A 14,641-nucleotide genomic window follows, 5' to 3' on the forward strand; every position below is an offset into this window, starting at 1 on the left:
CGACCGCCGGAACCTCCGCCGGAGTGCCGTCGTTTGTTCCTCGATTCAATTAGGAACAACGGAGCAAGTTGATGCGCATGATCACGATGGCCGCGCTGGCGGCGGCGACGGTGGTGACGGGCACGGTCGGCGCCACGGCCGGCGAATACGGCCCCGGCGGCTACGGCTATGGCGGCCAGGTCACCAGCACCTACGCCTACCGCGACTCCTACGCCTGGGCGCCGGCCCCGGTCTACGAGGAAGGCTACGTCGCCGTCGCGCCTGGCCCGTATGACGGCCCTGGCTGGGGCGCCGGCTATAACGGCACCAACCACCCGACTCCGAGCTCGACCCAAGGCGACGTCGGCCCGGGCGGAAACAACAACGGGACGCGATCAGGGTATTATCGGTGGTGAGTTGAGGTATAGAGCAATGATCGAGCCCGTCGCTCTTGGCTGAGCGACGGGCTTTCGTTGAGGCGACGGCTGCTGCCGCGATCGTCATTGCGATCGTAGCGAAGCAATCCAGACCCTAGCGCTCTGCCCTGGATTGCTTCGCTACGCTCGCAATGACGGCGTAACAAATATCCATTGTCCCCGTAGCTCGGATGAGCGCAGCGATATCCCTGGTCATCGCCGGCGTCCGAGGAGAACCCGGATGTCGCTATCGCTCATCCGGGCTACGGCTGCGCTACTCCGCCGCCTCGCTCGCAGCCCCACGGCCGCGCTTCTTCGGCTTGGCGGACTTTTCCAGCACCGGCTTCAGGAATTGCCCCGTGTAGCTGCGCGGCGCCTTGACGATGTCTTCCGGCGGGCCCCAGGCGACGATCTCGCCGCCGCCATCGCCGCCTTCGGGGCCGAGGTCGATGACCCAGTCGGCGGTCTTGATGACCTCGAGATTGTGCTCGATGACGACCACCGTGTTGCCCTGGGCGACCAGCTCGTGCAGCACCTCCAGGAGCTTCTTGACATCGTGGAAGTGCAGGCCGGTGGTGGGCTCATCGAGGATGTAGAGCGTGCGGCCGGTGGCGCGCTTGGACAGCTCCTTGGCGAGCTTAACGCGCTGCGCCTCGCCGCCTGAGAGCGTGGTGGCCTGCTGTCCGACATGGATGTAGTCGAGGCCGACGCGGCGCAAGGTCTCGAAGGTGTCGCGCACGCGCGGCACCGCCTTGAAGAACTCGGCCGCCTCCTCGACGGTCATGTCGAGCACGTCGGCGATCGACTTGCCCTTGAACAGCACGTCGAGCGTTTCGCGGTTGTAGCGCTTGCCCTTGCAGACATCGCAGGTGACGTAGACGTCGGGCAGGAAGTGCATCTCGATCTTGATGACGCCGTCGCCCTGGCAGGCCTCGCAGCGGCCGCCCTTGACGTTGAAGGAGAACCGGCCGGGCTCGTAGCCGCGCGCCTTCGCCTCGGGCAGGCCGGCGAACCATTCGCGGATCGGCGTGAACGCGCCGGTATAGGTCGCGGGGTTGGAGCGCGGGGTGCGGCCGATCGGCGACTGGTCGATGTCGATGATCTTGTCGATATGCTCCAGGCCCTCGATGCGGTCATGCGGCGCGGCCGCCTCGTTGGCGCCGTTGAGCTTGCGCGCGATCGCCTTGTAGAGCGTGTCGATCAGCAAGGTCGACTTGCCGCCCCCGGAGACGCCGGTGATGGCGGTGAACAGGCCGAGCGGGATCTCGGCCGAGACGTTCTTGAGATTGTTGCCACGGGCGTTGACGACCTTGATGGTGCGGCGATGGTTCGGCGGCCGCCGCTCCGGCACCTCGACCTCGAGCTCGCCGGTGAGATATTTGCCGGTCAGCGACTTCGGATTGCGCATGATCTCGGCGGGCGTGCCCTCGGCGACGATATGGCCGCCATGGGTGCCGGCGCCCGGACCGATGTCGAGCACGTAGTCGGCCAGGCGAATGGCGTCCTCGTCATGCTCGACGACGATCACGGTGTTACCGAGGTCGCGCAGCCGCTTCAACGTGTCGAGCAGGCGGGAGTTGTCGCGCTGGTGCAGGCCGATCGAGGGCTCGTCGAGCACGTAGAGCACGCCGGTCAGGCCCGAGCCGATTTGCGAGGCCAAACGGATGCGCTGGCTCTCGCCGCCGGACAGGGTGCCGGAGGAGCGCGCCAGGGTCAGGTAGTTCAGGCCGACATCGAGCAGGAAGGTGAGACGGTCGCGGATCTCCTTCAGGATGCGCGTCGCGATCTCGGTCTGCTGCGCGTTGAGCTGCTTCGGCACCTCGGCGAACCACTCGCCGGCGGCCTTCACGCTGAGATCGGAGATCTCGCCGATATGCTTGCCGCCGACCTTGACGCACAGCGCCTCAGGCTTGAGCCGAAAACCCTTGCAGCCGGCGCAGGGGACGTCGTTGAAGTATTTGCCGAGCTCCTCGCGGGCCCATTCGCTTTCGGTCTCGCGGAAGCGGCGCTCGATGTTGGTGATGACGCCCTCGAACGGCTTCTTGGTGTCGTAGGCGCGGACGCCGTCCTCATAGGTGAACTTGATCTCGTCGTCGCCGGAGCCGTGGAGGATCGCGTTCTGCGTCTTCTTCGGCAGGTCCTTCCACTTGGTGTCCAAGGTGAACTTGTAGAATTTGCCGAGCGCGGTCAGCGTCTGCAAATAATAGGGCGAGGACGACTTGGCCCACGGCGCGATCGCGCCCTTGCGCAGGGTGACGTCCTTGTCGGGAATCACGAGGTCGGCGTCGACATGCTGCTCGACACCGAGGCCGCCGCATTCCGGGCAGGCGCCGTAGGGATTGTTGAACGAGAACAGCCGTGGCTCGATCTCGGGGATGGTGAAGCCGGAGACCGGGCAGGCGAACTTCTCCGAGAACAGGATGCGCTCCGGCCCGCTCTTGTCGTGGATCTTGGCAGTCTTCTTCTTTTCCTTCTCCTCGGCCGGCGCGGCGGAGGCGGGGGCATCGGCGAACTCGACGACGGCCAAGCCCTCGGCGAGCTTCAGCGCGGTCTCGAAGCTCTCGGCGAGACGCTGGCCGATGTCCGGGCGCACGACGATGCGGTCGACGACGACATCGATGTCGTGGGGAAACTTCTTGTCGAGAGTGGGCGCCTCGGCGAGCTCATGGAAGGTGCCGTCGATCTTGACGCGCTGAAAGCCCTTCTTGAGATATTCGGCGAGCTCCTTCTTGTACTCGCCCTTGCGGCCGCGCACGACCGGCGCCAGCAGATAGAGGCGGGTGCCCTCGGGCAGCGCCAGCACGCGGTCGACCATCTGCGACACCGTCTGGCTCTCGATGGGCAGGCCGGTGGCGGGCGAGTAGGGCACGCCGACGCGCGCCCACAGCAGGCGCATGTAGTCATAGATCTCGGTGACGGTGCCCACAGTCGAGCGCGGATTCTTCGACGTCGTCTTCTGCTCGATCGAGATCGCCGGGGACAGGCCGTCGATCTGGTCGACATCCGGCTTCTGCATCATCTCCAGGAACTGGCGCGCATAGGCCGAGAGCGATTCGACGTAGCGGCGCTGGCCTTCGGCATAGATGGTGTCGAAGGCGAGCGAGGATTTGCCGGAACCTGAGAGCCCGGTGAACACCACGAGCTTGTCGCGCGGGATCTCGACGTCGATGTTCTTCAGATTGTGCTCGCGGGCGCCGCGGATGGTGATCGCCCGCAGGCTCGACGAGTTGGCTTGCGCGCGCTGCTTGGCCTTGAGCACTTCATCCATGACGATTCGTCCCACGGCGCGAGGCTGCGCCATCGTTGCAGGCGCGTTCTGCCGGAAACCGGCCCTCGGACGCCAGGGGGAAAAGGTATCGTCGGAACGTAGGAAGAACGAGGCTGGATTTCCAGTGCCCCGAGCGAATCATCAACAATGCGCTCGCAGCATGGCAGCGAGTGGCAGGAGCGGAACCGGTCCGCCATTCGCGGGGCAGGTGCGGCCGGTCCGGCGATCAATCAAGACATGGAGGCGGCAAAGAAAAAGCCTCCGCTCTTGTGGAGCGGAGGCCTGTGCGTTGGCCCGGAGGCCGAAGTTCTTAGAAGTGGTAGTTCACGCCGACCTGAACGGAGTGGATGTCGTACGAGCCCGAAGCCTGGGTCGCCGTCACGCCGAGCAGGTTGAAGGTGTAGTTCTGGCTGGCGAAGCTCTTGTAGAGGTACTCGCCCTTCAGCGACCACTTCGGAGCGAACATGTATTCGACGCCAGCGCCGACGGTCCAGCCGTTGTGAACGTGGCTGTCGGAGGCGGTTGCAACGCCAACGATGCCAGCGCTCAGCTTCGTGTCAGCCCAGGCGTAACCACCGGTCGCGTACAGCAGGGTCGGGCCGAAGGCGTAGCCGATACGGCCACGAACGGTGCCCCAGTCCTGGATCTTGGCAGCGGCGTTCACGCCGAGGTTGCCGACGCCCGGGACGAACACGACGCCGGCGGCCGAACGATTGATATCAGCCCAGGCAGCGTCAGCCTCGAGACCGAACACGACAGCGCCCTGCTGCCAGTTGTAGCCGACGGTGCCGCCGGCGAAGCCGCCCTTGATGCCATCATCGGTCTGGCTGGCGTAGCCGCCCATCGCACCGATGTAGAAACCGGTCCAGGTCTGCACCGGCGCGAGAACCGGGGCCTTGGTGTAGGTCGGACGCGCAGCAAGATCGGCAGCGGCAGCGGGAGCAGCCAGGGCGGCCAGGGCCACGGTCGCAAGCAGGATCTTCTTCATTCTTGTCTCCAGTTTATTCCTCGAAGTCCGCGTCGCACCGAAGCTTTCACGCACGAAACAGACTCACCCGTTCAAGTTGACGATCACCCTATAGCCGGGTTCCGTGCGGATTACCGTCACCCTGAAGCCACACTCGCGGCCAAACCGCGTTTTTGCGGGCAGGGACCCGAAAGCCATTGTGACTCAAATGCTTGGTTCCGGGTGTGGCCGGGAGATCGAGGTGTCATCCAGGCAACAAAAAAGGCCGGCTTTCGCCGGCCTTTGGAACTCGTGGTTGGTTGGATCGGTCGATCAGTATTTCGCCACGACGGGGCCGCCGAAGCGGTAGTTCACGCGCGCCGTGAACAGGTCGACGTCCTGCTTGATGTTGTCGGTCTGGGTGAACACCGCGCCGCGGAACGGAACGTTGGTGTTGCCCATGAACAGGTGGTCGTACTCGAGGCCGACCGACCATCCCGGCGCGAAGGCGTATTCGACGCCGGCGCCGACGGTGGCGCCCCATTTGTGCAGGGTCGTGGCGGCCAGCACGCTGTTGATCACGCCGGAGAAGATCTCGTACCTGGTGTCGGTGAACGCCGCGCCGCCCTTGGCGTAGATCAGGGTGTCGCCGAAGGAATAGCCGATCTGGCCGGTGAACAGGCCGAAGGCGTTGAGCTTGGTGCGGTTGCGATCGGGCGCGAACACCGGGGTGACGTTGTTGCCGGTGAGATCAGCCCAGTTGCCCTGCGCCTCCAGGCCGAACACGACCGAGCTCATCTGCCAGCGATAGCCGAACTGACCGCCGACCGTGCCGCCGGTGGCGTTGTGGCAGCCCTCGGCCGGGCCGTTCACGATCGTCCAGCAATTGCGGCTGGTGCCGTAGCCGCCGTTGATGCCGAGGTAGAAGCCGCTCCAGTCGTTGATGGCGACCATCATCGGCGGCGCCTTGGTGTACGGGCGGGCCGCCAGGTCGGCCGCCGAAGCGGACGTGGCGGTTGCGATGCCGACGAGAGCCGTCGTGATCACAAACAACTTCTTCATCAAATTCTCCCCCAAGGAGTTGGAATGACAAGCGATGGAAAAATTCATACACGCGGCATCCCGGAGATGCTGTAACGCGCCTGCCACAGGGGGTAAAAAGCGTTATAAATCAAATATTTAACACAAAACCGCCGCGCCGATGCCGAGCTGCGGACATGAAAAAGGCCGGCGTCATCGCCGGCCTTTGGAAGGGCTCCGAGAAGCCGCTTTTTCGCTCAGTAGCGGGTGCCGGCGGGGCCGCCGAATCGGTAGTTCACCCGCACCGTGGCCATGTCGACGTCCTGCTTGATGGTGTCGACGCGCGAGTTCACCAGGGCCGTGGCCGGGAAGGTGATGTCGCGCGAGCCCATGAAGAGATGATCGTACTCGACGGCGACCGACCAGTTCGGCGCGAAGCCGTATTCGACGCCGGTGCCGACGACGCCGCCCCAGCGGGTCTCGCTGGCGGAGTCCAGCGGGGTCCCGACGGCGAACGGTGCGGCGGCATTGGCGGTGCCGGTGTATTTGTTGTGCGTGACCGCGGCGCCGCCCTTCACGTACCAGAGCACGTTGTCCCAGGCGTAGCCGACCTGGCCGGTGAACAGGCCGATCGCGTCGGTCTTGGTGTTGTTGGTGATGCCGGCCGCAAAGGCTGCCGTGCTGGCGTTCGACGATTTCAGGTCGGTCCAGTTGCCCTGAGCCTCCACGCCGAACACCCAGTTGGCGGCCTGCCAGCGATAGCCGACCTGGCCGCCGATCAGGCCGCTGCTCGCCGTGCGGCAGCCCTCGGACTGCGTCGGCGCGACGGGGAGGCCGCCGACATTGTTCAGCGTCCAGCAATTGCGGCTCCAGTCGGCGCCGCCATTGAGGCCGAGATAGAAGCCGGCCCAGCTCGGCAGCGGCGTGACATAGGCCGGCGGCGGCGCCTTGCCATACGGACGCGTGGCGAAGTCGGCGGCGGATGCCGGAGCCAGTCCGAGCAATGCGGCGCCGGCAGTCACGATCAAGGTGGTCTTCTGCATAGGTTCTCTCCCCAGTCCCAGAACGAGCCCGCCGGATCCCTCCGATCCGGCCGTTTGTCGTTTGCTGCTGGTTGTAGGAGAGAGTGATTTCTAAAGCGGTGACCGGCTGCGCAGGCCCGGCCAGATGTGTCGATCGTGCTTAAGCGGACGTAAATGGGGCCGCGGGGTCGCGGGATGCCGCAGGGCAGGGCGTGCGAGGCCGGTGCTCGGGCTCACGCCAAGCCGTGGCAGAAAGCCGGCGGCAGCCGGGCGAGATTGCCGCGCGCGGCGCGACTCAGTGCTTGGAGACGACCGGGCCGCCCCAGCGGTAGTTGACGCGCACCGTCGCCATGTCGACGTCCTGGCCCACCGTGTCGGTCCGGGTCGCCGCGCCGCCGGGGATGCCGGTGAAGTTCAGGGCCTTATTGCCCATGAAGATGTGCTCGTACTCGGCGCCGACCGACCAGTTCTTGCCGAAGCCGACCTCGACGCCGGTGCCGACGGTGGCGCCCCAGCGCGTGCTGCTGAACTGATCGAAGGCCGTCCCCGTTCCGGTGGCGAGACCGGTGTATTTCTCGCCGGCGACAGCAGCGCCGCCCTTTACGTACCAGAGCACGTTGTTCCAGGTGTAGCCGATCTGGCCGGTGAGCAGGCCGACGCCGTTGATCTTTGTCTGGTTGGTGACCCCCGGCGCAAGCTGGCTGGCGTTGCTGCCCTTCAGATTGGCCCAGTTGCCCTGGCCCTCGACGCCGAACACCCAGCTGCCCGCCTGCCAGCGATAGCCGATCTGGCCGCCGGCCAGCGCGCCAGTTGCATCATGGCAGCCCTCGGCATTGGTCGCCGCGACGCCGCCGAACGTGACGTTGTTGGTCCAGCAGGTGCGGGCCGAGCCGCCACCGGCGTTCAGGCCGATGTAAAACCCGCTCCAATCATAGATCGTCGCGATCATCGCGGGCGCCTTGGTGAAGGTGCGCGCGGGCAAATCGGCTGCGATCGCCGGCGCAAGCCCCAGCGCCAGCGAGGTTGTCGCCCCCAGCAACAGCCTTCTCATCGCAGTCCCCAAACCAAGTCCGACGCCCGCACGCACGCTCTCACCAACGCCCACCCGCGGAGCCTTGATAGACCCTTCTGTCGCAAAAAGCCGTCACCCAAAGGACACAGCGGCTCAGCAAGTGTCGGTTCTGACACGCAAAAAAAGGCCGGCGCGAGGCCGGCCTTTCGTCATATTCGCGTCCAGCGAGTAATCAGTAGCGCGACACGCTCGGGCCACCGAAGTGGTAGACGATGCCGGCCTTGACGGTGTGGACGGTGTCCTTCCACTCAGACCGATTGCCCGCAGCCGGGGTGTACTGGAGCGAGCTCGTGCCGAAATCGAGGTAGTTGTACTCGACCTTGGCCGACCAGTTCTGCGCGAACATGTATTCGGCGCCGGCACCGATCGTCCAACCCCAGCGCCAATCGTTCTGCGACGCGCCGGCCGCAGCCCCGAACAGGCCGGGATCGTAGCGGTGCTGCAGATCGCCCACTGTCGCACCGCCGCTGATGAAGAACAGCGCCGGACCGGCCGCCCAGCCGAGGCGGCCCTTGATGTCGCCGAAGCCGCGCAGCCTGGTGAAGTAGCTGTCGCCGAAGCCGGCGTTGATCACGCTCGAGCGGCCGTTGATGTCCGCCCAGTGATAGTCGCCTTCGAGACCGAACACGACGTTGTCGACCTGCCAGTTGTAGCCGATCACGCCACCGGCGAAGCCGCCGTTGAAGTCGTAGCGCTGCGTGCCGGCGAAGCCGACCGCGTTCGGCGCGCCGAAGAAGGTCTCATCGCTGCGGCCCCAGCCGCCGCCGCCCTGCAGACCGAGATAGAAGCCGGCCCAGGTCGGAAGCGGAGCGGGCGCGGCCACCGGCGCCTTGGTGTAGGGGCGAGCGGCCAGATCGGCGGCCCCTGCGGGGGCCAGCGACCCCAAGACCATCAAGCTGGCAGCTGCAAGAAAGAATTTCTTCATCCCAAGATTCATCCCAAGTCTCATCCCAAGTCTCCCGCGTTGGGCGCCCCGATGTCGTCCCCGGAGGCGCTCGTCTTTGAGGTGGCGCGACCGCCTTGGCGGCCTCAATCCATCCGCAAATATACGCGATTCAACCCTGGATACCGTCTCCCAAAAGCCACAGGCGAGGAGGATGTAAGGCGATCTAAGTTAATGAAAGTTAATCGCTTTTTCGTGATCTGGGGAACTTTTTCCGGGTTCCAGGCAGGGAACTTTGGGTTCCCTGTGGTTCCCTTGGGTTCCCGTGAACTCGCTGTCTGGTTGTAATTCCAGGCGCGCGAACAAAACTGGAACAATCGTCTGCGGGCTGCTATATGTGGATAAGCAGCGAGAAAGCAGGTGGCTGGCGCGGCAACCGTATAGGGTCCGGCCGAAGAGGAAGAGGTCAGCCACCTTGCGCCGAGAGGCCGGTCGGCAGGACCGGTCCGGTGATCTGAAAACCGCGGGAGAGTGTGATGGCGGGTAGCGTGAACAAGGTGATTTTGGTCGGCAATCTGGGCAAAGACCCGGAGATCCGCCGCACCCAGGACGGTCGGCCGATCGCCAATCTGAGCATCGCGACGTCGGAAACGTGGCGCGACAAGGCGACCGGCGAGCGTAAGGAAAAGACCGAGTGGCACCGCGTGGTGATCTTCAATGAAGGTCTCTGCAAGGTCGCCGAGCAGTATCTCAAGAAGGGCTCCACGGTTTATATCGAGGGCGCGCTGCAGACCCGCAAATGGACCGACCAGAGCGGCGTGGAGAAGTACTCGACCGAGGTGGTGCTGCAGGGCTTCAACTCGACCTTGACGATGCTGGGTGGCCGTGGCGGCGGAAGCGGCGGCGGCAATTTCGCCGATGACATGGGCGGCGGCGATTTCGGCATGAGCAGCCCGTCCTCCGCGCCGGCGCCGCGCCGTCCGATGGCCGCCGCCAGCCGCAACAGCGACATGGACGACGACATTCCGTTCTGAGGTTCAAGACCGGCGCTGCACCTTCGCTACGGCGCGATGTGCAGCGTTGTTCGAGGTCGGCGATGAAGCGCGCATCAAGCGCGGGCGTCGTGCTCGGAGTTTGAGAGGCGCTGTCTCACCATCGCGCGAATACGATCGGTCAACGCGACGTCCACCGGATTGTAGACGATCATGCTGAGATCCGGGCGGCCATCGACCAGGAAGGCCGAGTATTCCAGTTCGATCGCACCGAAGCTGGGGTGGGTGAGGCGCTTCACGCCCTCGCCGTGAACGACAACGACATTCTCGTTCCACAGCGCCGCGAAGTCCGGGCTTGCGCGGCAGAGCTCGTCAACGAGGTGCTTCACCTCGGACGTCGCGCCGGCGCGGGCGACGTCGGCCCGGAAGGCGCCCACGACGAAGCGGGCGAGCGCATCCCAATCGTGTTGCGCGTCGCGGATGTGCGGCTTGGAGAACAACAGGCGAAGAACGTTGCGCTCCGCCGGCGGCAGCTTGCCGTAATCCGTCAGCACCACGGCGGCAGCCTGATTCCAGGCAACGACATCCCAGGTCGCGGTCTTGATCAGGGCCGGGCTGGCTTCGAAACTGTCGAGCAGGCGCTGCAGCCGCGGCGTCACGCCCTCGAACGGCTTGTAGCGGACCTCCGGAGGGCGCCCAAGTCCGAGGATGAACAGGTGCTCGCGCTCGGGCTCCGTCAGCATCAGGCTGCTTGCGATCCGGTCCAGCACCTCGGCCGATGGAGCGCCGCCGCGACCTTGCTCGAGCCACGTGTACCAGGTGGCGCTGATGTTGGCGCGTTGCGCCACCTCCTCACGGCGCAGCCCGGGCGTTCGCCGCCGTCCGGAAAAACCGAAGGCGGCCGGGTCGAGCCGCGTGCGGCGATCCCTGAGATAGCTGCCGAGGGGATTGTCGGCGCCGCCGCCGGTGCTTGGCCCGATGCTTGGCCGTATGCTTGGCTGGGTGCTTGGCCTGTTAGTCATTATACCCGGATAACCTCACGTCTTTAATGCGATGAAGAACTATCCCAATCATGCGGCGGCGAACAGCTTCGCCGCCATCGATTGGAGACACTCATGCGTGTATTTGTCACCGGAGCCACGGGCTTCATCGGATCGCGGATCGTGCCGGAACTGCTTCAGGCCGGTCACGAGGTCATCGGAATGACCCGCTCGGACGAGGGCGCGCGGCGCCTGGCAGCGGCCGGCGCGGAGGTCCATCATGGCACGCTCGAGGATCTGGACAGTCTGCGCAGCGGTGCCGCCAAGGCCGACGGCGTGATCCACGTCGCGTTCGATCATGATTTCTCGAACTTCCTCGCCAATTGCGAGAAGGATCGGCGCGCGATCGCGGCCTTGGGCTCGGTGCTGCGCGGCTCCGACCGTCCGCTGCTGATCACCTCCGGCACCGGCATGGGCAGCGCCGGTCCCGGCAAGCCCGCCGACGAGGACATTTTCGACCTGACTCAGGCCAATCCGCGCTCGGCCTCGGAGGTCGCCGCCAACGCGCTGCTTGACGACGGCGTTGACGTGCGGATCGTGCGCCTGCCGCAGGTGCATGATCAGGTCAAGCAGGGCCTGATCACGTACATGGTGGAGATCGCGCGCGCGAAAGGTGCGTCCGCGTATGTCGGAGACGGCAGCAATCGCTATCCCGCAGCCCATGTGACCGACGTGGCGCGGCTCTATCGGCTCGCGCTGGAGAAGGGCGCGCCCGGCGCGCGCTACCATGCCGTGGCCGAGGAGGGCATCGCGCTGCGACGGATTGCCGAATTGCTCGGCAAGGGTCTCGGCGTGCCCGTCATCTCGCTGTCGGCCGCAGAGGCGCAGCAGCACTTCGGGTGGTTGGCGATGTTTGCGGCGATGGATCTGTGGGCGTCGGGTGCGAGGACCCAGGATCGGCTCGGCTGGCGGCCGACCGGGCCAGGGCTGATCGCCGACCTCGAGCAGATGCGCTACTGAGGTATCCGGGCTGTCCTCGGAGCTCGAGGCTTCGTGTCTCGGACGCGTCTCGGAAGCAGGGCGAGCGAGGGCACTTTGGCGAGGTCTCCGGCGGGCTCGCGCGGCAGCTTCGGCTCACTCCTTAAGTAACTGGAAATGCGGCCAAAAAATCCTTCCGCCGGGAGCGGCGGGGGGTGGCCTGTCGCGACGCGATGCGCTATATGATTCCAAGCGATTTTCGCGTGTCAAAACCGACCGGTATCCCCTTTGTCCGACCAAGAAGATGAGAAGCCCGGCGAGCCGGGCGGACCTTCCGACATTCGTCCCGTCTCCATCCTCGATGAGATGAAGCGCTCCTACCTCGATTACGCGATGAGCGTGATCGTGGCGCGGGCGCTGCCCGATGCGCGCGACGGCCTCAAGCCCGTGCACCGGCGCATTCTCTACGGCATGTATGAGAACGGCTTCGAGTGGAACAAGCCGTACCGCAAGTCGGCGCGCACCGTCGGCGACGTCATCGGTAAATATCATCCGCACGGCGACCAGTCGGTGTACGACGCGCTGGTGCGCATGGCGCAGGACTTCTCGATGCGCGTGCCGCTGATCGACGGTCAGGGCAATTTCGGCTCGGTCGACGGCGACATGCCGGCGGCGATGCGCTACACGGAATCACGCCTGACCAAGATCGCGCAGTCGCTGCTCGACGATCTTGACAAGGACACCGTCGACTTCCAGCCGAACTACGACAGCTCCGAGAAGGAGCCGTCGGTGCTGCCGGCGAAGTTTCCGAACCTGCTGGTCAACGGCGCCGGCGGCATCGCCGTGGGCATGGCGACCAACATCCCGCCGCACAATCTCGGCGAGGTCATCGACGCCTGCATCGCGCTGACCGACAATCCGGCGCTGTCGATCGACGAGCTCAACCAGATCATTCCCGGGCCGGATTTCCCGACCGGCGGCATCATTCTCGGCCGCGCCGGCATCCGCTCCGCCTATCACACCGGCCGCGGCTCGATCGTGATGCGCGGCAAGGTCACGATCGACACCATCCGTCGGGATCGCGAGGCGATCCTGATCACGGAGATCCCGTACCAGGTCAACAAGGCCTCGATGGTCGAGCGCATCGCCGAGCTGGTGCGCGAGAAGAAGATCGAGGGCATCTCCGACCTGCGCGACGAATCCGACCGCGACGGCTTCCGCGTCGTCGTCGAGCTCAAGCGCGACGCCGTGCCGGATGTGGTGCTGAACCAGCTCTACAAGTTCACGCCGCTGCAAACCAATTTCGGCGCCAACATGGTGGCGCTCGATGGCGGCCGGCCGCAGACCATGAACCTGAAGGATCTGCTTCAGGTGTTCGTGGCGTTCCGCGAGCAGGTGGTGACGCGGCGGACCAAGTTCCTGCTCAACAAGGCGCGCGACCGCGCCCACATCCTGGTCGGTCTCGCCATCGCTGTCGCCAATATCGACGAGATCATCCGCGTGATCCGGACCTCGCCCGATCCGAACACCGCGCGCGAAACCCTGATGTCGCGCGACTGGCCGGCGCAGGACGTCGCGGCGATGATCACGCTGATCGACGACCCGCGTCACCGCATCAATCCCGACGGCACCGCGCGGCTGTCGCTGGAGCAGGCCAAGGCGATTCTCGACCTGCGCCTGCAGCGCCTCACCGCGCTCGGCCGCGAGGAGATCTCCGAGGAGCTCGACAAGCTGGCGGTGGAGATCGCCGACTATCTCGACATCCTGCGCTCCCGTGCCCGCGTCCAGGACATCGTCAAGACCGAGCTGTCGGCGATCAAGGCCGAGTTCGCCACGCCGCGCCGCACCGTCATCGCCGAGCAGGAAGGCGAGATGGAGGACGAGGACCTGATCCAGCGCGAGGACATGGTCGTGACCGTGTCCCATGCCGGCTACACCAAGCGCGTGCCGCTGTCGGCCTATCGGGCGCAGCGCCGCGGCGGCAAGGGCCGCACGGGCATGCAGACCCGCGAGGAGGATTTCGTCAGCCGGCTATTCGTCGCCTCGACGCATACGCCGGTGCTGTTCTTCTCGTCGCGCGGCCAGGTCTACAAGGAGAAGGTCTGGCGGCTGCCGATCGCAGCGCCCAACGGCCGCGGCAAGGCGCTGATCAACATCCTCCCGCTGGAGCAGGGCGAGCGCATCACCACGATCATGCCGCTGCCGGAGGATGAATCATCCTGGGCTAATCTCGACGTGATGTTCGCGACAACAGGCGGCAATGTCCGCCGCAACAAGCTGTCGGATTTCGTCGATGTCCGGCGCTCCGGCATCATCGCGATGAAGCTCGACGAGGGCGAGGAGATCGTCAACGTCCAGATCTGCACCGAGCGCGACGACGTGCTGCTGACTGCGGCCGGCGGCCAGTGCATCCGCTTCCCCGTCACCGATGTGCGCGTGTTCACCGGGCGTACCTCGATGGGCGTGCGCGGCATTGCGCTCGCCGAGGGCGACAAGGTGATCTCGCTGTGCATCCTGCGCCATGTCGAGACCACCTCGGACGAGCGCACGGCTTATCTGAAGATGCGCCGCGCGATGGCGGGCGAGACGACGGCGGAGGAGCCGGTCGAGAGCGAAGGCGATGAGGCTGCGGCCGGCGCGATCCAGCTCTCGCAGGAGCGCTATGTCGAGATGTCGGCGCAGGAGCAGGTGGTGCTGACCGTCTCGGTCAACGGCTACGGCAAGCGCACCTCGTCCTACGAGTACCGCACCACCGGTCGCGGCGGCAAAGGCATCGTCGCGATGTCCGTCAACAACCGCAACGGCAAGCTGGTCGCCTCATTCCCGGTCGAGGACAGCGACCAGATCATGCTGGTGACCGACAAGGGCCAGTTGATCCGCTGCCCGGTCGACGGCATCCGCATCGCCGGCCGCTCCACCCAGGGCGTGATCGTGTTCAACACGGCTGACGATGAGCATGTCGTCTCGGTCGAGCATATCGGCGAGGAGGCCGAGAACGGCACTAGCGGCAATGGGACCGAGGGCGCGAACGGCGAATGACATGGGGAATAGCGAATAGGGAGTAGCGAATAGGGCAGAATCAGAT

Annotated in this window: 11 protein-coding genes; 4 read left to right on the forward strand and 7 right to left on the reverse strand. The window is 65.4% G+C overall.

What is annotated here, in order from left to right; genetic code table 11:
• Window positions 1–71: 71 nt before the first annotated feature.
• Window positions 72–395 (forward strand): hypothetical protein, encoded by a 324-nt coding sequence (locus tag ACVILH_RS23550; RefSeq protein WP_456715014.1) that lies wholly within the window; start codon window positions 72–74, stop codon window positions 393–395.
• Between the two features lie 274 nt (window positions 396–669).
• On the opposite strand, the gene uvrA is transcribed toward ACVILH_RS23550, so the two are convergent.
• The 6 genes from uvrA to ACVILH_RS23580 all read right to left on the reverse strand — a co-directional run bounded on the left by uvrA (window position 670) and on the right by ACVILH_RS23580 (window position 8,648).
• A complete protein-coding gene (gene uvrA, locus ACVILH_RS23555; RefSeq protein ID WP_456715015.1) occupies window positions 670–3,663 on the reverse strand; it encodes an excinuclease ABC subunit UvrA in 2,994 nt (997 codons plus the stop codon).
• A gap of 310 nt (window positions 3,664–3,973) precedes the next feature.
• The gene (locus ACVILH_RS23560) at window positions 3,974–4,651 is read right to left on the reverse strand and encodes an outer membrane protein (protein ID WP_456715016.1); all 678 of its coding nucleotides are present in this window, start codon (window positions 4,649–4,651) and stop codon (window positions 3,974–3,976) included.
• Window positions 4,652–4,942: 291 nt separating this feature from the next.
• A complete protein-coding gene (locus tag ACVILH_RS23565; protein WP_456715017.1) occupies window positions 4,943–5,671 on the reverse strand; it encodes an outer membrane protein in 729 nt (242 codons plus the stop codon).
• A 215-nt stretch (window positions 5,672–5,886) separates the two neighbouring features.
• Entirely contained in the window at window positions 5,887–6,672 is a 786-nt protein-coding gene (locus ACVILH_RS23570) for an outer membrane protein (protein WP_456715018.1), read from the reverse strand.
• Between the two features lie 274 nt (window positions 6,673–6,946).
• A complete protein-coding gene (locus ACVILH_RS23575) occupies window positions 6,947–7,702 on the reverse strand; it encodes an outer membrane protein (protein WP_456715019.1) in 756 nt (251 codons plus the stop codon).
• Window positions 7,703–7,895: 193 nt separating this feature from the next.
• Window positions 7,896–8,648, reverse strand: coding sequence for an outer membrane protein (locus ACVILH_RS23580; protein WP_456715020.1), 753 nt, complete (start codon window positions 8,646–8,648; stop codon window positions 7,896–7,898).
• Between the two features lie 494 nt (window positions 8,649–9,142).
• On the opposite strand from ACVILH_RS23580, the gene ACVILH_RS23585 reads away from it, so the two are divergent.
• On the forward strand, window positions 9,143–9,640 hold the full coding sequence (locus ACVILH_RS23585; RefSeq protein WP_456715021.1) for a single-stranded DNA-binding protein: 498 nt from the start codon (window positions 9,143–9,145) through the stop codon (window positions 9,638–9,640).
• Between the two features lie 74 nt (window positions 9,641–9,714).
• Here ACVILH_RS23585 and ACVILH_RS23590 read toward each other — a convergent pair whose 3' ends face one another.
• Window positions 9,715–10,620 (reverse strand): helix-turn-helix transcriptional regulator, encoded by a 906-nt coding sequence (locus tag ACVILH_RS23590; protein ID WP_456715022.1) that lies wholly within the window; start codon window positions 10,618–10,620, stop codon window positions 9,715–9,717.
• 93 nt (window positions 10,621–10,713) lie between these two features.
• Here ACVILH_RS23590 and ACVILH_RS23595 point away from each other — a divergent pair, with 93 nt between their 5' ends.
• Both ACVILH_RS23595 and gyrA read left to right on the forward strand, forming a co-directional pair.
• The gene (locus ACVILH_RS23595; protein WP_456715023.1) at window positions 10,714–11,598 is read left to right on the forward strand and encodes an SDR family oxidoreductase; all 885 of its coding nucleotides are present in this window, start codon (window positions 10,714–10,716) and stop codon (window positions 11,596–11,598) included.
• Window positions 11,599–11,844: 246 nt separating this feature from the next.
• Window positions 11,845–14,595 (forward strand): DNA gyrase subunit A, encoded by a 2,751-nt coding sequence (gene gyrA, locus ACVILH_RS23600; protein ID WP_456715024.1) that lies wholly within the window; start codon window positions 11,845–11,847, stop codon window positions 14,593–14,595.
• Window positions 14,596–14,641: the final 46 nt, after the last annotated feature.

It is taken from the genome of Bradyrhizobium sp. USDA 4353, from assembly GCF_054063215.1.

Excerpts from the sequence above, each read along its gene's own strand:
- ACVILH_RS23595 (WP_456715023.1), top strand. The coding sequence starts at position 10,714 with ATGCGTGTATTTGTCACCGGAGCCACGGGCTTCATCGGATCGCGGATC.
- ACVILH_RS23570 (WP_456715018.1), bottom strand. The coding sequence starts at position 6,672 with ATGCAGAAGACCACCTTGATCGTGACTGCCGGCGCCGCATTGCTCGGA.
- ACVILH_RS23560 (WP_456715016.1), bottom strand. The coding sequence starts at position 4,651 with ATGAAGAAGATCCTGCTTGCGACCGTGGCCCTGGCCGCCCTGGCTGCT.
- ACVILH_RS23585 (WP_456715021.1), top strand. The coding sequence starts at position 9,143 with ATGGCGGGTAGCGTGAACAAGGTGATTTTGGTCGGCAATCTGGGCAAA.
- uvrA (WP_456715015.1), bottom strand. The coding sequence starts at position 3,663 with ATGGATGAAGTGCTCAAGGCCAAGCAGCGCGCGCAAGCCAACTCGTCG.
- ACVILH_RS23590 (WP_456715022.1), bottom strand. The coding sequence starts at position 10,620 with ATGACTAACAGGCCAAGCACCCAGCCAAGCATACGGCCAAGCATCGGG.
- ACVILH_RS23565 (WP_456715017.1), bottom strand. The coding sequence starts at position 5,671 with ATGAAGAAGTTGTTTGTGATCACGACGGCTCTCGTCGGCATCGCAACC.
- ACVILH_RS23580 (WP_456715020.1), bottom strand. The coding sequence starts at position 8,648 with ATGAAGAAATTCTTTCTTGCAGCTGCCAGCTTGATGGTCTTGGGGTCG.
- ACVILH_RS23575 (WP_456715019.1), bottom strand. The coding sequence starts at position 7,702 with ATGAGAAGGCTGTTGCTGGGGGCGACAACCTCGCTGGCGCTGGGGCTT.
- ACVILH_RS23550 (WP_456715014.1), top strand. The coding sequence starts at position 72 with ATGCGCATGATCACGATGGCCGCGCTGGCGGCGGCGACGGTGGTGACG.